This is a genomic window from Aureibacter tunicatorum (genome assembly GCF_036492635.1).
Taxonomy (GTDB): Bacteria; Bacteroidota; Bacteroidia; order Cytophagales; family Cyclobacteriaceae; genus Aureibacter; species Aureibacter tunicatorum.
Genome location: NZ_AP025305.1, coordinates 1,680,862 through 1,706,468 on the forward strand (window position 1 = coordinate 1,680,862; position 25,607 = coordinate 1,706,468).

The window sequence follows — 25,607 nt, forward strand, 5'->3', positions numbered from 1 at the left end:
TAACTTTTGTTAATTAGATGTTCAGGAGTATTGATTTTGTTCACTTTCGGCAATCTGTTTTCTGATACGGCTCAGCGACTGAGGCGTGATGCCCAGATAGCTTGAAATGTGTTTCAGAGAATATCTTTGGAAGAATTCGGGCTCGTGTTTGATAAGATCCAAATAGCGTTGTTTGGGAGTTCGGAAGAGCATTTGCTCATTTCGTCTTTTGCTGTTGATGAATATTTGCTCGCTAAGGATTCTTCCAAATTTATTCCAGTAAAACGATTCGTCATATAGCTTGTCCAAGTCGTTTTTGTCAAGCAATATAGCTTCTCCTTCTTCTATGGCCTGAATTCGCAAGCCGGCGGATTGTTTGCTGATAAAGCTTTCATAGTCGGTGATGAATTCATTTTCCGAACGAAGCAATAGGTTCATTTCATTTAGTTGATCATCTAGATGATAGGATCGCAATGAGCCTGATGTGATAAATGCGATAAAGTCGCAAACATCAGGAGGGGATAATATGGTTTCATTTTCTTCGAATTTGATTGATTTCAAAAAAGGCAAAAGGTCATTCCAATCAGAGTCGGTGATGGGAAGAATTTGATGGATGGCAAAGCGTAATGTTTCGATAGCTTAATGATTAAAAAAGGGTGTAAAAATAAATTAGAAATCAGCCTGCCCTTTTCAAAGAGCATGGCTTGATATGCAAATGCCGATGAGCTTAATTATTGCGAATTTCATAGGCAACGCATTTTTCCAAATGCTTATGCTCTTTGAGCAGTGGATGATTGAATGTCGCTATTTTTTGCATTTCGAGCTTGATCATTACGCGTTCGGATTTATCATTTACTGTAGGGCAAATGGATAAGATGCGTTCGAGACCGAGCTCGTTGAATGCGTAGTCCAGACATCTTTTTGCCCCTTCCGTGGCATAGCCTTTTCCCCATTCGGATTGTGAAAGCCTCCATCCGATGTCAATGCAGGGGGTGAATTCGGATTCAAAGGTTTGTTCGCATATGCCGATGAATCCTATGAATTCATTGTTGTCAAGTTTGTCCACAGCGAAATAGCAAAACCCTTTTTCGGCGTACATTTGCTTCATGCGTTGGATGAATTCCTCTGTTTGTCGATAGTTTGGGATGCTTGGAAAGTGTTCCATGACTTTTGGGTCGGCGTTTATTTCAGCCATTTTTGGAATGTCTGATGCTGTCCAATCGCGAAATCCAAGTCTATCGGATGTGAAAGTGTGTTGTTTGTTCATGTTTGTTGTGAGTTATTTGCAAGTTTTTGATTACTATGTTCGGTTTTGATTTTCCAAAGAAGATAGGCTCATAGAATCTACATGTTAGTGAATTAAGGCGAGGAAATTTTTTCGATGAATTTGATGGAAAATATTTGATTGTCGTTGGTTGGAATTGAAAAAGAGGCATTGGCCAATCTCAATGATTTTGTGAATGCGATTATTAATAGATGCTTCAACATTTGAAATGTTTAATGTGATATCGTGTTTAATTCTTTCAAAAGACGCTTGAAAATTTTAAGGAGTTATAAATTAAAGCAAAAAAATTATATTTCAAATTTTAATTTGAACGAAGCAAAAAGAATGATGAAAGTTTTTCTGTTATCCTTCAGGATTATAGCAAACTTTATCGAGTATTAAGCAAGAAAGGTATCAGCAAAGATTTCTTTTTTTATAGATATTTTAAGTAGAGGTTTTTATCAATGATGTCTTTTGACAAGCATTTTTAGAATATGGCAGAAATGACATTATTATGATTGATTTTTTACCATTGGATTTTTTTGGGTAGCGCATTTAAAGTAACGCAATCAAAAAATAGAATCGTGAAAACATTAATATAAAAGCTAGAAAAGAAAACTGATTTATTTTTTTATCACATAACACAACCTTAATGAAGACGCAAAATACTATGGTCTGGTATTTCCTATTTTGTTTCATGTGTCATTCAAATATGATACGGGCTCAGGAAAGCACACCAGAAAATGATCTTGAAAACCCTCACATGTTTTCACAAAATAGGCTCCCAGCCAGAGCTCATTTTTATTCTTTTCCTGATCAAGAAGGAGCGCTAAAGCAATCTTTAGAGAATCATCCTTATTATCTGAATTTAAATGGCGAATGGGCTTTCAATTTTGTGAACTCGCCAGCTGATCGTCCAAAAGATTTTTATCAGGAAAGCTATGATGTATCTAACTGGGACAAAATACCTGTTCCTTCCAATTGGCAAATGCAGGGATATGATACAGCGATTTATGTCAATCAAAGTTATGAATTTTGGGGAATCGCTCAAGAAAAACCTCAACCGCCAATTATTCCTAATGAATACAATCCTGTGGGCTCTTACAAAAGAACTTTCACTGTGCCTGAAAACTGGGGAGACCGACACGTTTATATCCATTTAGGTGCAGTGAAATCCGCCTTTTATATTTGGGTGAATGGGAAGAAAGTAGGTTACAGTGAAGGATCTAAAACACCTGCTGAATTTGATCTTACAGATTATATTAACCCAGGAAACAACACGATAGCACTTGAAGTGTATCGATGGTCCTCAGGTAGTTACTTGGAAGCTCAAGATTTTTGGAGATTATCAGGAATTACACGTGATGTCTATTTAGAGGCTAGAAACAAAGCGCATATCTACGATTTCGCTTCCTTAACGACTTTAACGGACCAATATAAAAATGGAGAATTGAACCTTGACTTTTCTTTAGTTAATTATGGGAAAAGTGGAAAATACAGCGTTGAGTATCAATTGATTGATCCTGATAAAATTCAATTAGCGGGGAAAGAAATTCAGAAAATTTCTCTTAAAAAAGGAGAAAAAGCTCAAGTTTCATTCTCTAAAAAAGTAAAAAATGTAAAAGCTTGGTCAGCTGAAACGCCTCATTTATATACTTTGATTGCTACGCTTAAAAAGAAAGATGAAGTGATTGACGTCATCAGTAATTCGATCGGTTTTAGATCTGTAGAAATTAAAGGAGGACAATTATTAGTCAATGGAAAAGCTATTCTGATAAAAGGAGTGAATCTTCATGAACATCATGAAACGATGGGGCAAGTTGTTGATGATGAAACCAGAATGAAGGACATTCTGCTGATGAAGCAAAATAATATTAATACGGTAAGAACCAGTCATTATCCGCATGACAGCCGTTGGTATCAGCTATGCGATCAGTATGGATTGTATGTCATCAATGAGGCGAATATCGAATCTCATGGAATGAAGTATAATCTTGAAAAAGGAGGAACTTTAGGAAATGCGCCTGAATGGGAACTAATGCACATAGACCGTACGGAAAGAATGTATGAAAGGGATAAAAATCATGCATCGGTCATTATTTGGTCTTTAGGAAACGAAGCAGGAAATGGCTACAATTTTTATAGAACTTATCAGTGGTTAAAGAACAAAACGGAAAGACCTGTTCAGTACGAGAGAGCTGGCCTTGAATGGAATACAGACATATTCTCACCTATGTATATGGGAATCAATAATATGATCAAATACCATGAAAACCCTAAATATAAAGACCGGCCGTTAATTCAATGTGAGTACGCTCATGCTATGGGGAATAGCTTAGGGAATTTCCAGGATTACTGGGATGCTTTTGAGAAATATCCTCGTTTACAAGGTGGATGTATCTGGGATTGGGTGGACCAAGGACTTGTGAAAACCAATGATAAAGGCGAGAAGATTTGGGCTTACGGTGGTGACTTCGGGACGAACAAACCAAGTGACCATAATTTCTGTATGAATGGTATTGTGAATGCTGACCGTTCCATTCATCCTCAGATTCATGAAGTGAAAAAAGTTTACCAATACATTCAGTTTAAAGAAGTTGATTTGGAAAGCAAAATGATGCAGATTAAAAATATGCACGATTTCATCAGTTTAGATCGATACCAAATCAATTGGGAAGTAAAAGCGGAAGGAAAAATAGTTGATCAGGGCGTGCTTGATTTACCATCCATCGCTGCTCAAACTGCTTATGACGTAAAAGTCCCTTATCAAATCAATATCAAGGAAGGTACTGAGTATTTCCTTAATTTCACTGCTTCACTGAAAGAAAATGACGGTCTGCTTACAAAAGGTTTCCAGGTGGCTTTTGAACAAATGAAGTTGCCAGTTTATCAACCCTATACGGCATCAAATACTGAATCAGAAATTGAGTCGATCAAACTAAAAGAGTCAAAACAAGAAGCGGAATTATCTAATGATCTATTCTCTATTCATTTTGATAAAAACTCAGGATACTTGAATAGCTACCAAATCAACGGAGAGGAAATGATCACATTGGCTCCTAGGCCGAACTTCTGGAGAGCGCCTATTGATAATGACTACGGATTTAAGGGGCCGAAGAGAGACAAGCAATGGAAAGAAGCGAGTCAGAATCAGACGTTTAAATACTGGAAAATCTCTAAGCTTTCTGACCATACTTATGAAGTAAAGACCATTCACGAATTAGCAGAAGTAAATACAACTTTCGAAACCACTTACACCATCCACGGCAATGGACAGATTGATGTAAAAGGTCGCTTTAATGCCACTGAGGATAAATCTTTCATCCCAAGAGTTGGACTTAAACTTCAGGTTAATCCAGAGTACACGCAACTAAAGTATTTTGGAAGAGGCCCTTGGGAAAACTATCAGGACCGATTCACTTCTGCCTTTGTTGATGTATATGAGTCAACAGTGGATGAACAATATTTTGCTTATAGCCGTCCACAAGAGAATGGTTATAAAACGGAAGTTCGTTGGTTCTCTCTGTCTAAAAATGATTCGAAGGGTATTCTGTTTGTTGCCGATGAATTGCTTGGCTTCAGTGCGCTTAATCGCTCTATTGAAAGTCAGGACGATGGAGATGATAAATTTCTTGTTCAAAATCACGGTTCGGAAGTTCATGATCAGGGAATCGTGGAAATCATGATTGATGACAAACAACAAGGAGTTGGCGGTGATACCAGCTGGGGAGCGAAACCTCATGATCAATACAGACTTCCGTCTGATCAGGATTATACTTTTAAATTCACAATTATGCCTCTTTCTGGAGAGAATGAATTTGAAATGAAAAAGAATCTTTATTCAAATTAAGGTTACTCATGTTTATCATGATTAGTTTTTTATTGTTATACAGGCCTAAGATCCATAGGGAGAAAAATGGTATAAAAATCAATCGAATAACACCTCTTCTCATGAAATTTTAATGCATTAGGCAAGCGAGGAAAACAAGAAATGGCCGAGCAATAGCGCTCGGCTATTATGAATAAGTTTCGATTAATGAATTGCGGCAACTTCTTCTTCTATCAAATCATTGGTGACATTGTACACATGATTGCCAAGCAGTTCGAAGGAGAAGATAATATCGTAGAAAAACATTCCGCTTTTCAAGCTGTATTCAGTTGCTTCTATAGCTTTAATGTTTTGCTTTCTTAATTGCTTTTTCAATTCATTGACACAATCTTCAATGGCGGTGGCTTTGGATCGTTTGATTTTAGAAAAGTCGTCGAATGAAAGGTTTTTATTCATCGTTGTCAAGCTACGCTGTATGAGACCGCACATGATATTCAAGTCATCGATTTGAGATTTTGTCAATTCAATGTTTTTCGCATGCATTTTCTTGACGGCTTTTGCTATCCTTAAGTAGGAGTCCGCTGCTTGCTCTAGATCATCGATGATATTCAATATTTTGCTAAGCTCCACGGAATGCGGGATGAAAGTATTGTTCTCGGAGATCTTGGCGAGGTAGTTGGCGATTTCAGCCTTTAGCTCATCGGTTTTTTGCTCGTATGCGCTGATCTTGTCAAAGAGTTTGTCTTGATCTTTACGGTTCTCAGCATTGAGCATGTCTTTGATGAAAGCATTCATTTTTTCAATAGTGCGTCCCAATCCGCGAACTCTTCCCATGGCTTCCTGTGTGGAGGAAATAATGCCTTCTCCCAAATATTCCAGATGAATTTCTTCGTCTTCTTTGCTTTTGGGAGGAACCATTTTAATGACAATATTTTTGATCACGTTGACGAAGCTGATCAAAACGAGCACATTCACAATGTTGAATAGGGTATGAAATAAGGATAGCGACAATGTGTTGAAAGAGTTGTTTCCCTGCACGTTGCCGGTCAGCCATTCGCCGAAATTTGACAGCATGATGGATTTAATCATTTCCACGAAATATGGGAAAGTCAATAGCATCCAGCAAGCGCCGAAAGCATTGAAGATAAAGTGCGCTCTTGCGGCTCTTTTTCCATGCACGTTTCCGATCATCGCCGCCAAATTGGCTGTGATCGTAGTGCCGATATTTTCACCAACGACGATAGCGCAAGCCAATTCCAAAGGTATCCAGCCTTGATTGACCATGATCAATGTGATTGCCATCGCCGCGCTTGAGGATTGGACGATAATGGTCAATAAAGCGCCAATCAAGACCGTGATTGGGATGCCTAAATATCCCATTTCAGTCAAATCTTGCACAAAGCTTAGAACACTTGGGTTGCTTTTCAAGTCCGGCATCGCTGATTTTAGTTCGCTGAGTCCCATGAATAAAATCGCGAAGCCGATGATTACCTCTGCCCAGTGTTTTCTTTTGACATTTTTAGAGAACATCATCGGAAAGCCAATGGCTATGATTGGCAGAGCGAAAGCTGATACGTTGAACTTGCCCAAGCCCAATAATGTGATCAGCCAGCTGGTAATAGTTGTGCCGATATTAGCGCCCATGATGACTCCGATGGATTGTCCCAGATTAAGCAAGCCGGCATTGACAAAGCTGACTACCATGACGGTAGTGGCGGAAGAAGACTGCACGAGCGCTGTGATAATCACTCCAGTGAACACTCCCATGAGGCGGTTGGTTGTCATGGCCGCTAAAATATTTCTCATTTTATCGCCGGCGACATTTTGGATTCCTTCGCTCATCACTTTCATCCCGTAGATAAAGAAACCCAAGGCTCCCGCGATTCTTAAGGCATCGAATATTCCAAATTCCATTTCAAATAAAATTACTTGTGTTGTTAAATTACCGCTTAACGAATATTGAAAAAGTCGTCAATTTCGATACTAACGATGCCGAGGAGTACTTTTATTAGAGGGCTTGGAAATCGATTTTCAATGTTAATTTAGTGTTAATGAAATCAGCGTTTTTCGATGGTGATAGCTATGAACAAGTTAAGTGATAAACGGCAGGAATTATAGGTGAAAGCCGAGAGTTTTTGTCCTAATTAAACATGCTGTATTGATCATTTGAATAAAAATAAAAATCTGCAACTATCTAATAAATAGTGTTTTAGTTCACTTTTTTATTTTTATAGTTCTGAGGTTTTTTTCATATAAAGTGAAAACTTAACAATTACTTCAAGCAGGGCAAGTGAGCAGTTGCTTACTGGATCGATAGGGGCTTTGGGTTCGCATCGGAGATGCTGAGCCAGCGGGAGGTAGATCAGCTAAATGGTTCAGATTAAGAACCTGATTTCTCGCATACCCATATTTCTCTTGTGAAGTCTGTTTTTCCGATTTTTTTGATTGAGCAAGTGTCCACTATTTTCAATCCCGCATTTTTGATGAAACTTTCAATATCAGTAGTGGAGACGATGACTACGCGTTGGGTTATTTTGGCTGTAGATTCAATAATATTGGCGGTGATATCATCGTCAGAATAAGCGTATAAGTTGTATGGCAAATCTATGATGCCTGCATCGTAGATTTTATCGAGATCTTTGATGTCCGATCGATGAATCTCAGCGGAGTAGCCAAAGTGCTCCAAGTTTTCTCGGCTATGCCAACAGGTTTTCCAGTTGATATCGCAGCCTTCTATATCATAGCCTGCAAAACACGCTTCCAGCACTACCGTGCCGACGCCGCAACAGGCATCTATAAGCTTTTTGTCTTTGTTTCCTTGGGACGCTACATTTACCAGCGTTTTGGCGATAGTCATGCTGATGGAATTGCTGAACGAGCGGGGCTTTTGCTTGTGTTTATGCCAATCAAAATCGTCTTTTATCAAACTTCCAAAGTACCACAATCCTTCATGCCAGCATAAAGCATACAGCTTCGTGGGATTGTAATAGTCAGGTTCTCCTTCGATGCAGTGGCCGATATCCCTCAATTTATTGAGCCTGTCTTTGTATTCTGTCGGATCATGCTCCAGTTGCAAATATTCAAGCTTGAACCCTTCAATGCGAATCTTTTCTTCTTTTATGCTCTCAATTAATTTGTCATAATCCGGATTCGCCAATAAAACGTCGATCCTTTTTTTGATAAAGGCGCTTGAAGACGGCTCAATCTTGATATCCGAAAAGAGCATTTTGTCTTTTTCCTCTTGATGGAACAGGTGTCTGGATTCAAACTTGCAAAGATCGTTTTCGTTGTGCGGGTAATTGAATGAATATATGTGTTTATGCATGCGTTCTCTGAATTTCACGGAGTAAGAACGAAATGTACGAAAATGTATTCCGTTTTTTCTCGGCCGAATTCGAAGTTAAAGTATTTTTTAGTATTTGGAGCTGTTTATGCTGGAATTCTCTCTTGATTTAAGTGATAATGAGCCATCATAAAAATCGCTTTTTTCATTTAATGCAATACAGAATAGTTTTATAATAACGAATTTTTATTCGTTATAAATTTTTAGGATTTAATAGCGTCCCAAACAAAGGAAAACATAGTGTCTATGTCTTTATTGGAAAGAGAAAACTTTTTATCCATAACTAATGCTGAGCATTTGTGTAATATTGCAGTAGAAATTTCTGAAAGTACTTGATTGTCAATGTCTTTTACTATCAGTTGCTCTTTTCCTTCTTTATAAATGTCATGCCCAATATCTTGTTTAGCTTCGAGGATATGTTTTGGAAGTTTATCAAAGTAAGGCGATTTTTTTACTTGTTGAAGAAAGGAGATTTCATTGTAATTATTGATGCTATACTTTAGCCAATAGACCCATATATTTTTTAATTTAATCTTAAAAGATTGGTTTTCAGTAATGTATTTCCTTGTCGTTTTGTTTTGCTCTTCCATTATATCTGTAAATAAAGAGGTGATCAATTCCTCTTTATTTTTGAAATAGATGTAAAGGGTTGAGGGGGATAATTCTACTTTTCTGGCAATATCTGCCATTTTTATCCCTGCAATTCCTTGATTGCTAACTATTTCCAATGTGCTTCTATAGATGGCTTTCTTTTTTTCTTCGTCTTTGACTCTCATGTTTTTTTGTTAAACACAATCTAAAATGAATAATTATTCGTTTTAGAAAATATATTTTAATACTTTTGATCATACAAATTTACAATTTTACTCATATGGTATCTAGATTAATATTGATTGTTTTGGGGGTATTGTCTTTAGTATTGGGGCTTGGGCAGGTAATGAAGCGTTTCAAGGAACAGGTCTTGTGGGACAACTTGGATTGATGGGGTTTATGGGCTCAATATTTCAGTCGGTGATCATATTTGCCTCTTTGACATTTCCTCTTAAGATTCGAAAAAGGATCACTTTATTATTGTTGACATGGCATATCCCTGAGACGCTTTTGATTGCAATATTTGGCATGGGAATTCCTGAAAGCGAACAATCTTTTGGCATTATCCTTCACAGCACATGGACGGTATTAGCTCTTTTATCTTGGTATTTGGCTAAGGAGAAGCCGTCAAAAGCTTAATTTATAGACACATCAAACTAAATCACATGAAAAATACAATAGAACAACTTACACCTCAACAAATCATGCAGGTGGGGACGGGTTTTTGGCCGTCAAAAATTTTATTGACAGCAGTGAATTTTGAAATCTTTACTTTGCTTGCTGAAAAAGAACAACTTTCGGCAAAACCGCTGAAGAATAAATTAGAATTAAAATGCACAGACAGGCATTTTTTTGACTTTTTGGATGTGCTAGTAGGCTTGGGCTTTTTGCAGAGAGAAGGATTATTGGAAAGTGCTTCGTATAGAAATTCTCCGGAAACAGATTTATTTTTGGATAAATCAAAACCTACCTATATCGGGGGTATATTGGAAATGATGAACAATCGTTTATTTAGTTTTTGGGGCAATCTTGATGAAGCTTTGAAAACAGGCGAGGCGCAAAATGAAGCAAAGTATGGAAAACAACCTATTTTTGAGCTGTTGTATCAAAATGAACAAATGCTCAAAGGTTTTGTAAATGCCATGACCGGAATGCAGATTGGAAATTTTATGACGTTAGCTGAAAAGTTTGATTTCACTTCTTACAATAGCCTTTTAGATGTTGGAGGATCCGCAGGAGTACTATCACTACTTGTTGCAAAGCATAATTCACATATGAATTGTTTGACTTTGGATTTACCTCCTTTGGAAAAGATAGCCAATGAAACCATCAATAAGTTTGGCTTAGAAGATCAAGTGAAAGCTGTCAGTGGCGATTTTTTTGAAATTGAATTTCCGAAATCGGATGTTGTTGTTATGGGAAATATCCTCCATGATTGGAATGAAGAGAAGAAATTGTTATTGATTGAAAAAGCTTATCAAGCTTTGCCAGAAAATGGATGCTTGATAGTGATCGAAACCATTATTGATAATGAAAGGAAAACGAATCCTTTTGGTATGATGATGAGTTTAAATATGCTCATTGAAAATCAAGATGGCTTTGATTTTACCTTAGATGATTTTACAAATTGGACAACTAAGGTTGGTTTTAGAGAGACGAAACAAATGCATTTGACCGGACCAACGAGTGCGGTAATAGCCTTTAAATAATTTATTTTCAAAAAAGAACGATACTCGCCATTCATGACGAGTATCGTTCTTTTCATTATAGTCGTTTTACATTATCCGCCAGATTTTCGTCTGATCTGGTTCCAAATGGATCGATTCCTATGTACTCAGGCGCTTTGTCGACGATGATTTTGAATTCGGTAAATTCTTTATTGATCGTCTTTGTTTCATAATAAATCATCGAGCTGTCATCGCTCACTTCTGAAGGATGTTTATCAAAGATACCAATCATGATTGGTTCGTTGATTTCAATGGATTGAATAGCTCCGTTTTCAATCGTCTGATTTCGTTTCGTTTTGACTTTCAAATGAACTTCGTATTTGCCATTTTTCATTTGCTTCACATGACTTTCTTCAACACTCAAATCATAGGTAATGACTTTCTTGAACCAATCGTCGATCAATTCGTGTTGATTTTCCGGAGCGATGAGATAAAGCTCATTCAGAAAATCGACTGTAGTAGCTTCTAGAGTGTTTTTTTTGCGGAATTTGTTTGTCAATTTTTTTAAGGCCTGATTAACTTTTGCTTCACCGATCAGATCTCGCAAGGACATCAAGATATGATAAGATTTTCCGTAAGCGATATAAGATTGACCAAAAACTTTATAAGCGGGCGGTTCCGCTTTATTGGCAAAAGACCTTCCTGAAAAATATTTTCTGCGTGCGTCATTGGACAAGGTATATAAGGCACGTTTTCCGAATCGCTTTTCCATCACAACGGCTTCAGTGTATTTGGCCAAACCTTCGACGAGTAAAGAGCCTCCCAATATTGGTTTCGCAGACAAAGCATGTCCCCACCACTGATGCGCAACTTCGTGAATGGTTCTTTTTGCGACAAGATTGAATGTGTTTTCATCACTGACATCGGTCAAATACAATCGATCTTCCGTCATGCTGATGACTCCCGGATGCGCAAAACCTCCAAATCCCCAATGCGAAGGAATCTCAGCAATTCTCAAATGATCAAAGGCATATCGGCCGAAGTTTTTCTGACAATAGTCGAGTGTTTGTTTGCTGCTGAGCTCGATTTCCTCAACATTGATGTCATGCTTAGGATCAAAATATTGTTCGATCGAGATGCCCTGATGATTAATTTTTTGTGTCGCATATTTGGCTGAAAAATAACCGATAGTAGGCAGAATCTTCTCCGTAGCTTTGAAATGATAAAAGTTTCGATCATTTTCTGTCCATTGTCTTATCAATTTTCCAGAACTTAAAGCCACCTGGTCCGAAGAAGTGGAGACAATGGTTTCGAATCTTGCTTTTTCAACCTTTAAGTCTTCCAAATGAATGTGTTCATCCGAATGATTATCTTCTTCTCTTTCGGGAAGATTTCGCTTCTTACGCTCTGTTTTGTCTATGATTTCCAATCCATTTCGATATCCTATCACAGGCTCAAAACCTCGATGTGTGATATAAGACCCATTCGCTACGATACTTTTTTCTTCTTCGTAATTTTTCAATTGATTGATCAATTCGTATTGATAAAGAATCGATTGCTCAGGCATGATGGGTTTATGAAATTTGAAAAGGTAAGTTCCATAAACAGAGTCGTGCTGAATGAGAGAAGCGTTAGCAATAGAGATGCTTTTTAATTTTATTTTTTCAGTAATGAAAACTTCAGAAATAGGCTGTTCATTTTTATTTTTTAAAATATAATTGGCTTTAATATGATAGGATTTTTTATTCGGATAAATCGCTACTTCAGTCTTTCGTGATACTTCGTAGGGCTTATCCATGTTTTCATATTGCTTGAATTTTCGTTCATAATTTTCTCTGAAATTCAATTTGATATCTTGATTAATATATTCAGAATCGATATTCATTTGATAGAAAATCAAAATTCCCATGCTTAAAAATCCGATCAATGTTGTTGAAAAAACAATGGCTTGACTTGTATTCCATTGATAAATCAATTGTTTGATTTTGGATGAAAAGGTTTTTATAGTTCCTCGGTTCCAGATTTTGAATGATAATCCTGTCAGAATGATTCCCAAGAATGACCAAAAGATACTCAAATGATTGAAAAGAAGGTTTCCCTCGGCAAATCCGCTCATATTTGAATATGAAACACGTGGCATAAATCCGATGCTGAACAGTGGATGTTCCAGACCAATAAGAACGGCTTTGAAAGAAATGATGATAACCATCGCGAAGATTCCCATTCCCATGAATTTGTTTTTGGAAATGCTATTGATGAACAGAGTGATCATGACGTAAATGGCTAATTGAATGCCATAATGATAAAACAACATCGCATATAAATTCCACTCAAAATCATTGTAGCCTAAGCTAATTTGAAATCCGACACACATCAATATCGCCGAGCTAATCAATAGCACAGGTAGTGAGAGGATTGCAATGAATTTCGAAGCGAATAAAATGCTGTTTTTGACAGGTGTTGCGTCTGTGATGGAATTTAAATTGAGACTTCTTTCTCGCCAAACGATCTCAGCACTGTAAAAAATGATCAATATCAAGCTGAAAAGGGTGATGGAATCGGTGACTTGATCGATCATTTGATTGGTGAAAGGATGAAGCGGAACGTTGTATTCACTCCCGCGAATGACCAAACCTGTCAATTCTGAAAAAATACTAACCAGCCACATGGCAAAGATGACGATAAAGGGAAGGCTTTTGAAGATATTCTTCAATTCTAAAGTTACCAAAGAGAAAAATGCAAGACGATCAGCTTTGAAATTATGCAAAGAATGAATCGGTCGATAAGCAATACTTTTGATGTTTTCCTTTTGAGCTTTTGATTTCTTAATGCTTTTTTTGCTGATTTTTCGAAATGAAAATAATCGATAAGTAATGGCTAATAAGGCGAATGAAAAGCCAATCCAAATCAATCGATTGAAGAGGAATAAGCCTGATAAAGAAATCAGTTGAGTATTTTTCTGAAAGGGAGTCCAGAATTGAGTTTGTTCAAAGAAAGAAGCGAAACCAAATGGATCCGCCAATGAGGCCAAAGCCATGCTTTCGGGAGAAGCAGGAACGGATTGAGCCATCATAGGAGAATTCAAGAACATCGAACTGATAAAGTACAAAACGTAAATAAAAACAGCGCTCGCATAGGTTGCGATGGTATTTTTGGTCAAAGTGCTGACAGAGAAAATAATAGCCGATGCCATCAACACATTTGGTAAAATCAGATATAACCAAGGTTGAAGATAATAGATCAATTTGAATTCGGCCAATCGTTCAGGGTCCAGATCTGAGTAATAATTTCCTAAGACATAACCCAAAAGAAAGGGACTAACAGCGATGACACTGAATGTAAATGTTCCAATAAAACGGCTCCAGAAGTAAGGGGATTTCTGAACGGACGAGCTGAAAATCAAGCTTTCCATCTGGTGTTGTTGATCGCGAAGAATGCCACTAACAGCAAAAAACATGATAACAAAGACACTGCCCAGCGTAGTAATTCCAGTGTGAAAATATATCTGATAAACAGAGTTGAAGTTAACGCCTGCGGGAGCAAATCCTTGCGACCCCATAAAGTATCCCAAGCCTAAAAATAGCAAGATAAAAATGGGGAGAGCTCTTTGTTTGGCTTGATAAAAAAGTTCGAATTGTAGTAATCTATGTAGCATTTTATATTAGGTTTATTGCACGACAAGTGTTTTAGTTTTCTCTGCAGAAAGCGTAGCGAAGTAGTAATCTTCGAGATTGGGAGCGATGGATTTGAATCCTTCTTCGGGCAGGCTTTCGGAAAGTACTCGGATTTGTGTTTTGCCGGAGATTAACTTGGTTGAAATGACTTGATAAGATTCTTTGTAAGCTTCCAACGCTGACTTTTCGATGATTTTGCTCCAAACTTTTCCTTCGATGGTCTCAATAAGCGATGTAGGATTGCCTTCTGAAATGATTTTACCATGAGAAAGAATGGCCATATTGGGACAGAGGTTTAATACATCTTCGACGATATGTGTCGAGAGAATCACGATGACATTTTCGCCGATTTCACTTAGCAAATTCAAAAAGCGATTGCTCTCTTCAGGATCCAAACCCGCTGTTGGTTCGTCAACGATGATCACTTGTGGATTACCTAATAAAGCTTGTGCAATTCCAAATCGCTGACGCATTCCTCCAGAAAATGTCGCTACGGATTTCTTTCGATGCTGATAAAGATTGACTTGTTGCAACAATGCAGTGACTTGTTCTTTGCGTTCTTTTCGATTGAGGATGCCTTTTAATACAGCCAAATGGTCGAGTAATTTTTCTGCCGAAACCTTTGGATACACTCCAAATTCCTGAGGTAAATAACCGAGATGTTTTCTGATTTCATCCGGCTGATTGATAATGTCGACACTATTGAAAGTGATGCTTCCCGAAGTTGGTTCTTGCAAAGTCGCAATGGTTTTCATCAATGAAGATTTGCCCGCTCCATTTGCGCCCAATAATCCAAACATCCCGTTGGTGATTTCCAGATTGATATCGTTTAAAGCTATGACGTCATTTTCGTAAGTTTTGCTTAAGTTTTTTATTGTTAAAGTATTCATTTGCGCTTTTTATTTTAGTACAGCACAAAGATTATTGATCCAAAGAACGCTTTAAACTAAAGGTGATGAACAGCATTGTTTTCGGCATAGACCGATTATAAATGATGCTCAAATAATGTTTATGCAAAAAAATACTGTGTTCATCCGTGTTTTGGCACTGTGTGTCAAGAGAGTTGTGACTGAGGCAGGATCATATTACTTTTGGAGCATGAAATCATTGATTATAAAATATAAAGCCTTTCTTATCGGATTTGTGATCATACCGATTTTCTATGTATTAAAGCATTATGGATTTATCATCATTCCGGAAGGGGAGAGTACAGCGTTTAATATTTTCACACTCTTTTGGGGTTTAGCTATTGCTTTGCCGATACATTTTTTCACTTATTTGAAAAAGAAAGTAAGGATTGTAAAAGGAGTTGTTTCTTTGGGACTGTTATTTTTTGTGGCACTGTTTGTTGATTCGGTCATGAGGATGCCGGACAATCCCATTACTTTGTCATTGCTATTGGCTTTTTGGCTTGGCTTGGTTTACTTTTTAGTGCCTGATTTTTGCAAAAAGTACTGGAAGGTTTTCGCAATCTATTATACGCCGCTTTTTCTCTATTATCTATATCATCGAATCTTCTCCGAGAATATTGAAGCTTATATGCAGATCAAAGAGGAGTTTCCGATTTTTGCATTCGTGCTGCCGGTTCCGGTTTTCTTTATTTTTTGGCTTTATGAACAGTGGAAATGGCTGAAGAATCTGAAGGCGGAAAAAGCACAAGCGGAATTGGCTCTGCTCAGAACGCAAATCAATCCGCATTTTTTCTTCAATACTTTGAATAATCTCTATGCATTAACGATTAAAAATTCCATGCAAGCTCCTGAGGTTATATTGAAGCTTTCAGATATGATGCGTTATACGATTTATGAAGGAGAAAAGGAATTGGTAAGTATCTCGGATGAGATTGATTACTTGAATAATTACATCGAATTGCATCAAATACGATACAAGAAATCGGTTGATATTATCTTTGAGCATGAAGTTAATCCAGAGATTAAAATTGCTCCATTGCTATTTATTATTTTATTGGAAAATGCGTTTAAACATGGAGTAGAGACACTTGCTGAAAATGCTTTCATCCATATTCGATTGCATGAAAATGCTGGTGAGCTTTGTTTTGAGATTGAAAATAATTTCGATCCAGAAGAAAGCAAATCCACACAAGGTATTGGCTTACAGAATCTCAAAAAAAGATTAGTTTTGCTCTATGAAAATCAACACGAGTTGAATTTCAATACTAAAGAAGATGTTTATTCAGTGACCTTAAAAATAGCTCGAGATGCTTAAATACATCATTATAGACGATGAGCCTTTGGCGCATGAGATAATTGAGGAGTTTTGCAGCATGCTGCCTCATTTGCAGTTGGAACAACATTGTTATAATGCCATGGAAGCGCTTCAATATCTGAATAAGCATTCCGTTGATTTTATGTTTTTGGATATCAATATGCCGAAATTGAAAGGCTTGGATTTCTTAAGAACATTGCCTCAACCGCCGAAAACGATCATTACAACTGCGTATAAAGAATACGCCTTGGAAGGTTATGAATTGGAAGTGGTTGATTATTTATTGAAGCCATTTAGCTTTGATCGATTAGTCAAAGCAGTCAATAAGGTTCAGGTGCAAGAAGCTTCAACTATTGCAAAAAAAGAAACGAAAGCTTCGAATCGATTCTTTGTAAAAGGCGATAAAAAGCATCATTATGTTGACGAAAATGACATCTTATATATCGAAGCTTATGGGAATTACACCAAGCTTTTTATGAACGAAGAAATGATCTTAACGCATGAGAAAATCTCTTACTTTGAAGATTTTTTAGATACGGGGAAATTTCTTCGTGTTCATAAATCTTATATGATCGCCTTAGATAAAATTAAACTCATCGAGGGTAATCAGATCATCATTCAAGAACATAATGTTCCAATTGGTCAGACATATAAGAGCAATGTGAATAAGGTTTTGGGCTTTTAGAAATTGACTTGGAAGTTTATAATTAGGAAAGCATTATTGTTTCTTTGTATTTAGAAGGTAATAAGATTTTTGAAATTTCCATAGTAGTATCATGCTTCTAAATAAAAGAATAGAGGATTTGGTTCTTATGATTAATAATGCTTTTCCTGATATTGATGTTTATTTCAGATTAAGAGCCAAAGTTGGACGCATCGTGTAGTTCTTTTATGATTCGTTTCATCTCAACGATGCCGAAGTCATGATTTTCCTCTATTGCCATGGAGTTTGCTTTTTGAGCGACTTTCAATGCTTCTTCGTTTTTGTTCAAGCCCATCAATAGGATTGCTTTTGCTCGAAGATCCCACCAAGAAGGAGTTTCTCGATGCTTGATGGACAGTTCAATCCATTCAAGACCTCTATTGAAGTTGTGTCCTGATTCCATTTCATAAACCGCCGCGGCATAATAATCATGGAAACTTGGGCCATTTAAAGTGCTTGATATTTTTTCTTCCATGATTTCTCTGGTGATTAATTGGACAGGGATAGTCACTTTTGAAGTGCTCCAAGCTATGCTCAAGTCGAATTCATAGTTGGTGAAATTGTCTATTGAAATTGACATGACTTCCAATGTATCGGCTATCGTTTTTACAGGCACGGTGATCGAAGCGGCGATTTGCGTACTGTCTATTGTTTTTGGAACATTCCAGTTATCTGTTTTCTTGTACAGCAGAATTTCCCACTTGTCGGGATTAGGCTTGGAAAAGATCGCGTATTTCCCTTTTTTGATTCTTTGTTCGCCAATGGTTATTTCCTCGCTGAATTCAATGGTTGTATTTCGATTAGCGCCGGTTCTCCACCATTGATTGTACGGAACCAATCCGCCAAAAATTTCCCTGCCTCGCATAGAAGGACGTGAAAAGGAAAGCGTGATATCCGTAACGCCGATTTTTATCTTGGTCTCTTGAAGCGGACTTGGAGCTAGTCTGCCAATTTGAGAATATGCGGGCTGAAATGCTGTTATTAGCAAAAGTAGAAATGCGATGATTGTTTTCATTGGTTTAGTTTTTTATTCACTATATTTTTCGATTAAATTAGACATTATCACGATTGATTTTTTATACCATTTTCTTTCCCTCTGGAGGGAATACAAGGGAGGATGATTAAGAAAGCCATAAAAAACTAATCGTGATAAACATTATTATCTTCAGTTTTATACCATCCATTGAATTGGTGAGTATTTCCATTGGTTCTAATCGTGTCTATTTTTCCGTTGGAATGATAAATTAAAATTGAATGCGTTTTGCCAAATTTGACTGGTCCAATTTTTTTAAATTTTTGTAGATCTGTAACAAAGTTTTCTTTGGCGTCATTCTTCATATCAATCGATGTGCCTGAAGATCCTTTATAGATTTCAATTTTTTCAATGTTTCCAGTTTTAATGTCGATTTTCTTTGAGGTATTTGTGCAGGAATTTGCTAAAATTAGAACAATTAGACATAGAATAGTTTTCATTGTTTAATATTGTTAATATCTAAAATCTTATGTAAGGTGATGGATAGTATTTGAAAAAAATACAAGATAGTACATTTTTTAGTTTGATTTTGATATTTTATCATTGGGCATTTCCATTTCATACAAATCCAATCCTTCTCCCCAATAATTCTTTTCAATCCGAGTGGTACGGTATCCGAATTTCTCAAAAAACTTGCTGGCTAGTTGGGATGTTGTCACAATGAATTTTTCAACTCTGCAATCTTGGCTTAATACGTTTAAACAATATTCCACAGACTGTTTTCCAAGTCCTTGTTTGGAATATTTTGGATCGAAAAAAATCCAAGTGACTCGTCCGGATTTGTCATTTGGATTAACATAATAGCCTGTGCCTCCAACAATATTATTATCCACCTCAATGCTCAGGTAAGTGTCAGGTTTTTCTCTCAAATAATTCTCGAAATCATTGATTTCGCTTTCGTCAAAGTATTTGGGCGTGTTAAGCTTAAACACTTCAAGCAAAGCCTCTTTGTCTTGTGGCTGGTAAGGTCTTATCATGTGTTTGAGTTGTTTTGTATAGTGTGCTATGCTTATTTTCTCCAGTTATATTGAACTTATACTATATTTTCTCGTAAAATGAAGCATAGGGAGTGTTTGTGCAAGATAAATACATTTTTTATTCATTTTAAAGTTTTTTACAATATAGCGACAAGATTCTTGCTTAGGCATATTAGAATTTTTTCTTATCATGAAGAAACATGATAAGTTATTCATTGCGATACGAATGGTTGTTCGTGTATTTTAGTGGTCAACGCGAATTGACCGAAATATTTTTAGGAATGATGTTTTTAGCACACTGCTTATGAGTGGCTATTGCTAAAATTTTTTGATATACATTATTTGCATTAAATATGATTAAATTCAAACAATTGCTTTTAATAGCTTGGTTGGTACATGTGTTCTTAGCTTGTCAGTCTACCCATACACAGATCAATAGAGACAATTCGTTAGCCTTAGAAACCCAGACCTTAACGACTTCAGCAATTAGGCTTGAGCAAAATTATGTTGCCAGCATTGAGGGGGTTAAAACCATAGAGATTCGTCCGCAGACGTCTGGATTTATTGAGCGCTGCAATATTATTGAAGGACAAGAAGTGAAGAAGGGAGAAGTCTTATTCACGATCAATAGTGAAAACCAAAGACAAGCGGTTAGGGCGGCTGAAGCATTGAAGTTGGTAGCAGAAGCCAATGTGGAAAATGCGGAGTTGGAAGTGCTTAAAGTAAAGCCTTTGGTCACTAAAGGGATTATTGGCGAGGTGGAGTTAGCTACTGTAAAAAGCAATCGGTCCGCTGCTGTAGCGCAACTAGAAAAAGCGAAAGCAGACCTGAAAAATGCGAAAGAAAACCTCTCCTATACCATCGTTCGAAGCCCGGTGGATGGTGTCGTGGGAGATTTGCCTTATAAATTAGGTTCTTTGGTGAGCAGTCAAACTCCTCTTCCATTAACAACCATTTCAGATATCAGTGAAATGAATGCTTTTTTTACGTTGACCGAAAAAGAGCTTTTAAGATTTCTTAGAGATACCAAAGAACTAAACCATGAGCAACGATTGAATAAGTTGCCTGATGTTACACTCATGCTTGCCGATGGTTCTACCTTTGAGCATTCGGGAAAAGTTGTTGCGATTAATGGTCTGGTGAATCCAAGAACCGGGAGCGTGAGTTTTAAGGCAGCCTTCCCAAATCCTGATCAGTTGATGCGTTCTGGTAGCAGTGGCACAATAAAAATGCCTTTGGTTTTGGATAATGCTTTATTAATCCCAAAATCAGCCACCTTTGAGTTGCAAGGGAAACTGTTTGTCTATCTGTTGAATGAAGAGCGCAAAGCTGTTTCCAAGGAGATCAAGGTAAGTTCCAATCAATATGAGGATAGGTTTATCGTGGAAGCCGGCGTGCAAATCAATGATGAAATTGTTGCTGAAGGTCTGATAAAGGTTAGAGAAGGAGTGTTGATTCAATAAGTTGCTTAATCTATCACTTGCTTTTAAGGTAATATGAGATGTTTTAAAGAAACGCTCAATTCAAATTCATTAATAAATAGTGACGATCCTGTTAAGCTCGAAATAATATGATCAAAAAATTCATAGAACGTCCCGTACTTTCCACGGTAATTTCAATCCTCATTGTACTGCTTGGGTATTTAGGGATTGTGGAGTTGCCCATCGAAAGATTTCCCGACATTGCTCCGCCAACAGTAACAGTTGAAGCCAATTATCCGGGAGCAAATGCTGAAACGATTTTAAAAAGCGTGGTTACTCCTATAGAGGAAGCAATTAATGGTGTGGAGGGCATGAGTTATATAAGCTCTGTGTCAAGTAATGCTGGTACAGCAAGAATATATGTTTATTTTGAATTGGGTACAGATGCGGATATCGCTGCAGTGAACGTGCAGAATCGCGTGGCTAAAGTCACGAATCAACTTCCGCAGGTAGTTATGCAAACTGGTGTTGAGACTAAAAAAGTACAGAACAGCACGTTAATGTTTGCGGCTATCTATTCCAAAAATGAAGATTTTGATTATAATTTTTTAGATAATTATGCTAAGATCAATTTAGTTCCAATTCTTCAACGAATCAACGGAGTATCAGATGTAGACGCTTTTGGGATGAGGGATTACTCGATGAGAGTGTGGCTTAAACCTGATAAGATGGCCGCTTACGGTTTGTTGCCTGATGATGTGGCACGTGCCATTCAGGAACAGAATATTGAAGCTGCTCCGGGGAAGTTTGGAGAGAATTCATTTGAAGTTTTCGAGTACACCATTCGCTATAAAGGGACATTTTATGAAGAGCAAGAATATGAGAATATTATTATTCGATCTGAAGGAAATGGTGATTTTCTTCGACTCAAAGATGTAGCTGATATAGAGTTGGGAGCATTCAGTTATATGTCTACCAATATAACACAGGACTATCCTTCTGTGGCTTTTGCCATCAAGCAAACTTCAGATTCCAATGCCAATGATATTATTATTGAAATAGTTGAGACTCTTAAAGAGGCCGCTAAAGATTTTCCTCCTGGGGTGGAATACGTTATTCCAATGAATTCCAAGGATTTTTTGGATGAGTCGATTAGCCAAGTGTTAATTACTTTGGTCTTGGCGTTCATTTTAGTGTTTTTGGTTGTACTGGCTTTTCTTCAAGATTTTCGAGCCACTTTGATTCCCTCTTTGGCTGTGCCTGTGGCTATTATCGGAACCTTCTTTTTTCTTAACCTTTTTGGATTTTCAATCAATATGCTTACCATGTTTGCCATGGTGCTAGCCATTGGAATTGTCGTGGATAATGCTATTGTGGTGGTAGAAGCTGTCTATGTAAAGCTAGACGAAGGAGTTGAAAGTTCTTTTAAAGCCGCGGTGATGGCCATGAATGAGATTATGGGAGCCATCATTTCCAGCACATTGGTGTTGGCAGCTGTATTTCTGCCGGTTACTTTCTTGGGAGGCCCCACCGGTTTATTTTACAGTCAGATCGCCATTACCTTAACAATTGCCGTGATCATATCCGCTATCAATGCGCTAACCCTTAGCCCTGCACTATGCGCTCTTTTTTTAAAGCCTTTGCATAAACGGAAAACGAAGCATTATAAAAGCTTGAGTTTTAGATTAAGCACAGTATTTAATAAGGTTTTTGATAAAATCACTGATCGATATGTCTATTTAGTCAATGTTTTTATGAAGAAAATGTGGATTCCTTTGCTTTTTTTAGTGGGTTGCGCATGCGTTGCTCTGCTGTTGTTTAAAAACACGCCTACAGGCTTTATTCCTGCGGAAGATCAAGGTATTATTTTTTGCGATTTAGAGCTGCCTCCCGGCACCACTTTGGAACGAACAACGAAAATTGGCACTCAAGTCAATCAAATCATTGCCGAGATGCCTATAGTTGAAGCTCGCATGATGGTCAATGGCTATAGCTTATTATCCGGAGCCAACGGATCCTCCAGAGCTTTTATAGTTATTAAACTCAAGCATTGGAAGGAAAGAACTCAAGATGAAGATCATATTGACGCTGTAGTAAGGCAATTATACGGAGCCGTGGCGCATATAAAAGAAGCCAATATACTTTTTTTCACTCCTCCTACTGTTCCTGGTTTTGGGAATAGTTCAGGTTTCGAGTTTCAAGTGCAAGACAGGACGGGGGGAGATCTTAGGGATATGGAAGATCAGGCTAAAATCTTTTTAATGAAATTGAATCAACGTCCTGAAATTGCTTATGCGGTTACATCTTTTTCAACCCAATATCCCCAATATGAGATGACGGTAAATGTAGAAAAAGTAAAGGAAGCAGGCATGGATGTTAGTATGCTGTTTTCTACCATGCAAGCTTATTTTGGAAGTAGATACATTTCTGATTTTAATCGTTTTGGGAAGCAGTATAGGGTTGTGATTCAAGCTAAGCCGGAAGAAAGAGCAACCATAGAGGCTTTAAATCAAATATATGTGCGTAATAATGAAGGAGAGTCAGTTGCCATCAGTCAATTTGTGGAAATGACTAAAACCAATGGCCCCGATGTGGTTGAGCGCTTTAATCTATTCAATGCCGCTAAAGTGATGGGGGCGGCGGCTCCGGGTTATAGCTCAGGAGATGCGATTGCTGTTATTGAAGAAGTAGCTCAAGGCCTTCCAACTGGTTTTGGTTATGAATTCTCGGGAATGACGCGTGAGGAGCGAAAGTCAGGAGGGGATTCGTTCATTGTGTTTTTGCTTAGTTTAGTTTTTGTCTACTTCTTGCTTTCCGCTCAATATGAAAGTTATATCATTCCATTTGCTGTCATCTTATCTTTGCCTGTGGGAATATTAGGCGCAATATTATTTATCAATCTGTTCAATATAGAAAATAACATTTATTTCCAAGTGGCTCTCATTATGCTTATCGGGCTTTTAGGTAAAAATGCCATACTGATTGTGGAGTATGCTTTACAGAATCGTCAGAAAGGAGCTTCATTGATTAAAGCAGCTACTGATGCCGCGCGTATTCGACTCAGGCCGATCATCATGACTTCCTTTACCTGTGTTCTCGGATTGCTCCCTCTAATGCTGGCGTCTGGAGCCGGAGCTTTGGGAAATCGATCCATTGGCACTGGAGCTGTGGGCGGCATGTTCATAGGCACAGTGCTGGGTGTATTTGTCATTCCAGCCTTGTTCGTGATTTTTCAAAGACTACAAGAACGTTTACAGGGGAAAGAAACTAGTCATAATGTTGCGACTAGAGAAGGCCTTTTATCAGAGACTCATCAGGTATAGATTTAAGTTGCAATCTTTTATCAAGTGATGATTGCATAAAAGAATTTAATATCTGATTTGGAATGTATGAATAAAACATTGAAATGGCGATTTACTAAATACTGAAAAGATGAGACTGAATTCATTCATATATGTATTGCTTTTAATTTGGTTATTTTCCAGTTGCCTTGTCACTAAGAAATATAAGCAACCAGAGCTTGATCTTAATGAGACCTACAGAGGCATGAGTCTTGCGGAGGAAACTTCTTTAGCTGAAATGTCTTGGGAATCGTTTTTTGACGACGAAGCTTTAAAAGCCTTAATCCATGAAGCTCTTAACGGGAATTTTAATTTGCTAATGGCTTATCAGCAAATCCTTGCCGCAGAAGCCAGCTTCAAACAGGGCAGGGCTGAATATTTCCCTTCTATCAATCCTAATATTTCTATAGAGGAAACACGAATGTCGAATTTGTCCGCTTTTGGGCAATTGGGGATGGGACAGTTCACTCAGTATAGTTTAAATGGCAGTTTTGCTTGGGAGCCTGACTTGTGGGGCCGAATTACTGCCAATAAGAATGCCGTTAAAGCGAGCATGGAACAGGCTCAGGAAGACTTAAAAGCCATTCAAACAGCGCTAATAGCCAACTTGGCTACTACTTATTTTCAATTACTCAAGGCGGATGCCCAGATTGAATTGATAAAAATGACCGTTGCCAATAGGAAGGAAAGCTTGATGGTGATGGAAGAATTAAAAACCAGTGGACGAGTAACTGAGGCCGGGGTTATGCAAACTAAAGCGCAACTTCATGCAACTGAAGCACTATTGGTTGATTATGGCAAAATGCAACAGTTGCTGGAAAACACAATCAACGTGCTTTTGGGCAGAGAGTTTCAAAGCATCCCACGGAGCCAATTGCAAAAGATAAAAATGGAGCACCCAATCCATACAGGTGTTCCTGCTTTATTGTTGGCGAATAGACCTGATGTGAGATCCGCAGAGTTTAGTCTCAAAGGCGCCTTTGAACTCACTAATGTTGCCCGAGCAAATCTCTATCCAAACATATCGATCAATGCAGGCGCTGGATTGCAATCTCTAAGCTCATCCACATGGCTTAGTACGGATGCATTTTTATGGAATGCCGCTGGAAACATTACGCAACCATTATTCAACAGAAGACGAAATCGAACCGCTTTAGAAATAGCTAAAGCCCAACAAGAACAAGCCTTGCTTAATTTTAGAAAATCTTTGGTTGAAGCATCCACTCAAGTCTCTGATGCATTGATTAATTATGAAGCAACCCTAACTAAGTCAGCAGTGAAAAAAGAGGAACTTGGCGCCTTGCATTTGGCTGTTTCTTATTCTGAAGATCTTTTAGCTAGTGGATTTGGAACTTATTTAGAGGTTTTGGTGGCTCGTGATTCTGAATTGGCTGTGGAAATTAATGTATTGGACATAGAAGCCGAGCGTTTAAGTGCTTTAGTAGACTTGTATCGCGCTCTTGGAGGTGGTTGGAGATTTTAAGGAAAATTATTGAGATTATTTTGATATTTTAGTTCTTGCGATATTTGGTAAAATATTCTTTTTGATTTTCTCTTGG

At 37.6% G+C, this 25,607-nt stretch carries 18 protein-coding genes; 8 read left to right on the plus strand and 10 right to left on the minus strand.

The window, feature by feature from the left end:
* Window positions 1-21 precede the first annotated feature (21 nt).
* Both AABK36_RS07200 and AABK36_RS07205 read right to left on the minus strand, forming a co-directional pair.
* Window positions 22-540, minus strand: a complete 519-nt coding sequence (locus AABK36_RS07200; RefSeq protein ID WP_309941715.1) for a Crp/Fnr family transcriptional regulator — start codon at window positions 538-540, stop codon at window positions 22-24.
* A 166-nt stretch (window positions 541-706) separates the two neighbouring features.
* Complete coding sequence (locus AABK36_RS07205; RefSeq protein ID WP_309941717.1) at window positions 707-1,246, minus strand: GNAT family N-acetyltransferase; 540 nt, start codon at window positions 1,244-1,246, stop codon at window positions 707-709.
* Between the two features lie 709 nt (window positions 1,247-1,955).
* Between AABK36_RS07205 and lacZ the strand changes: the two genes are divergently transcribed.
* Complete coding sequence (lacZ, locus tag AABK36_RS07210) at window positions 1,956-5,093, plus strand: beta-galactosidase, LacZ type (protein WP_309941719.1); 3,138 nt, start codon at window positions 1,956-1,958, stop codon at window positions 5,091-5,093.
* A gap of 183 nt (window positions 5,094-5,276) precedes the next feature.
* Here the strand turns inward: lacZ and AABK36_RS07215 are convergent, their stop codons facing one another.
* The 3 genes from AABK36_RS07215 to AABK36_RS07225 form a co-directional block, all read right to left on the minus strand.
* Window positions 5,277-6,986, minus strand: a complete 1,710-nt coding sequence (locus AABK36_RS07215; RefSeq protein WP_309941721.1) for a Na/Pi cotransporter family protein — start codon at window positions 6,984-6,986, stop codon at window positions 5,277-5,279.
* A 466-nt stretch (window positions 6,987-7,452) separates the two neighbouring features.
* Window positions 7,453-8,397, minus strand: coding sequence for a TRM11 family SAM-dependent methyltransferase (locus AABK36_RS07220; RefSeq protein WP_309941722.1), 945 nt, complete (start codon window positions 8,395-8,397; stop codon window positions 7,453-7,455).
* 221 nt (window positions 8,398-8,618) lie between these two features.
* The gene (locus tag AABK36_RS07225; protein WP_309941724.1) at window positions 8,619-9,191 is read right to left on the minus strand and encodes a TetR/AcrR family transcriptional regulator; all 573 of its coding nucleotides are present in this window, start codon (window positions 9,189-9,191) and stop codon (window positions 8,619-8,621) included.
* A gap of 214 nt (window positions 9,192-9,405) precedes the next feature.
* Between AABK36_RS07225 and AABK36_RS07230 the strand changes: the two genes are divergently transcribed.
* Window positions 9,406-9,645, plus strand: a complete 240-nt coding sequence (locus tag AABK36_RS07230; RefSeq protein WP_309941725.1) for a hypothetical protein — start codon at window positions 9,406-9,408, stop codon at window positions 9,643-9,645.
* A 26-nt stretch (window positions 9,646-9,671) separates the two neighbouring features.
* On the plus strand, window positions 9,672-10,715 hold the full coding sequence (locus tag AABK36_RS07235; protein ID WP_309941727.1) for a methyltransferase: 1,044 nt from the start codon (window positions 9,672-9,674) through the stop codon (window positions 10,713-10,715).
* A gap of 55 nt (window positions 10,716-10,770) precedes the next feature.
* On the opposite strand, the gene AABK36_RS07240 is transcribed toward AABK36_RS07235, so the two are convergent.
* Window positions 10,771-14,328 (minus strand): ABC transporter permease/M1 family aminopeptidase, encoded by a 3,558-nt coding sequence (locus AABK36_RS07240; RefSeq protein ID WP_309941729.1) that lies wholly within the window; start codon window positions 14,326-14,328, stop codon window positions 10,771-10,773.
* A 12-nt stretch (window positions 14,329-14,340) separates the two neighbouring features.
* Window positions 14,341-15,237 (minus strand): ABC transporter ATP-binding protein, encoded by an 897-nt coding sequence (locus tag AABK36_RS07245; RefSeq protein WP_309941731.1) that lies wholly within the window; start codon window positions 15,235-15,237, stop codon window positions 14,341-14,343.
* 121 nt (window positions 15,238-15,358) lie between these two features.
* On the opposite strand from AABK36_RS07245, the gene AABK36_RS07250 reads away from it, so the two are divergent.
* Window positions 15,359-16,573, plus strand: a complete 1,215-nt coding sequence (locus AABK36_RS07250) for a sensor histidine kinase (protein WP_309941732.1) — start codon at window positions 15,359-15,361, stop codon at window positions 16,571-16,573.
* Window positions 16,566-17,258 carry a LytR/AlgR family response regulator transcription factor gene (locus AABK36_RS07255; RefSeq protein ID WP_309941733.1) on the plus strand — a complete coding sequence of 231 codons (693 nt, stop codon included), beginning with the start codon at window positions 16,566-16,568 and terminating at the stop codon, window positions 17,256-17,258. Before AABK36_RS07250 ends, AABK36_RS07255 begins: the two co-directional genes overlap by 8 nt.
* Window positions 17,259-17,427: 169 nt before the next feature.
* Here AABK36_RS07255 and AABK36_RS07260 read toward each other — a convergent pair whose 3' ends face one another.
* The 3 genes from AABK36_RS07260 to AABK36_RS07270 form a co-directional block, all read right to left on the minus strand.
* Window positions 17,428-18,291, minus strand: a complete 864-nt coding sequence (locus tag AABK36_RS07260) for a DUF2911 domain-containing protein (protein ID WP_309941734.1) — start codon at window positions 18,289-18,291, stop codon at window positions 17,428-17,430.
* Window positions 18,292-18,416: 125 nt separating this feature from the next.
* Window positions 18,417-18,749, minus strand: a complete 333-nt coding sequence (locus tag AABK36_RS07265) for a hypothetical protein (protein ID WP_309941736.1) — start codon at window positions 18,747-18,749, stop codon at window positions 18,417-18,419.
* A gap of 78 nt (window positions 18,750-18,827) precedes the next feature.
* Window positions 18,828-19,286, minus strand: coding sequence for a GNAT family N-acetyltransferase (locus tag AABK36_RS07270; RefSeq protein WP_309941737.1), 459 nt, complete (start codon window positions 19,284-19,286; stop codon window positions 18,828-18,830).
* A 353-nt stretch (window positions 19,287-19,639) separates the two neighbouring features.
* On the opposite strand from AABK36_RS07270, the gene AABK36_RS07275 reads away from it, so the two are divergent.
* The 3 genes from AABK36_RS07275 (at window position 19,640) to AABK36_RS07285 (ending at window position 25,531) form a co-directional block, all read left to right on the plus strand.
* The gene (locus AABK36_RS07275; protein WP_309941738.1) at window positions 19,640-20,749 is read left to right on the plus strand and encodes an efflux RND transporter periplasmic adaptor subunit; all 1,110 of its coding nucleotides are present in this window, start codon (window positions 19,640-19,642) and stop codon (window positions 20,747-20,749) included.
* 107 nt (window positions 20,750-20,856) lie between these two features.
* Window positions 20,857-24,030: an efflux RND transporter permease subunit gene (locus AABK36_RS07280; protein ID WP_309941739.1), complete on the plus strand. Its 3,174-nt coding sequence runs from the start codon at window positions 20,857-20,859 to the stop codon at window positions 24,028-24,030.
* A 109-nt stretch (window positions 24,031-24,139) separates the two neighbouring features.
* Complete coding sequence (locus AABK36_RS07285; RefSeq protein WP_309941741.1) at window positions 24,140-25,531, plus strand: efflux transporter outer membrane subunit; 1,392 nt, start codon at window positions 24,140-24,142, stop codon at window positions 25,529-25,531.
* The last annotated feature ends 76 nt before the right edge of the window (window positions 25,532-25,607 follow it).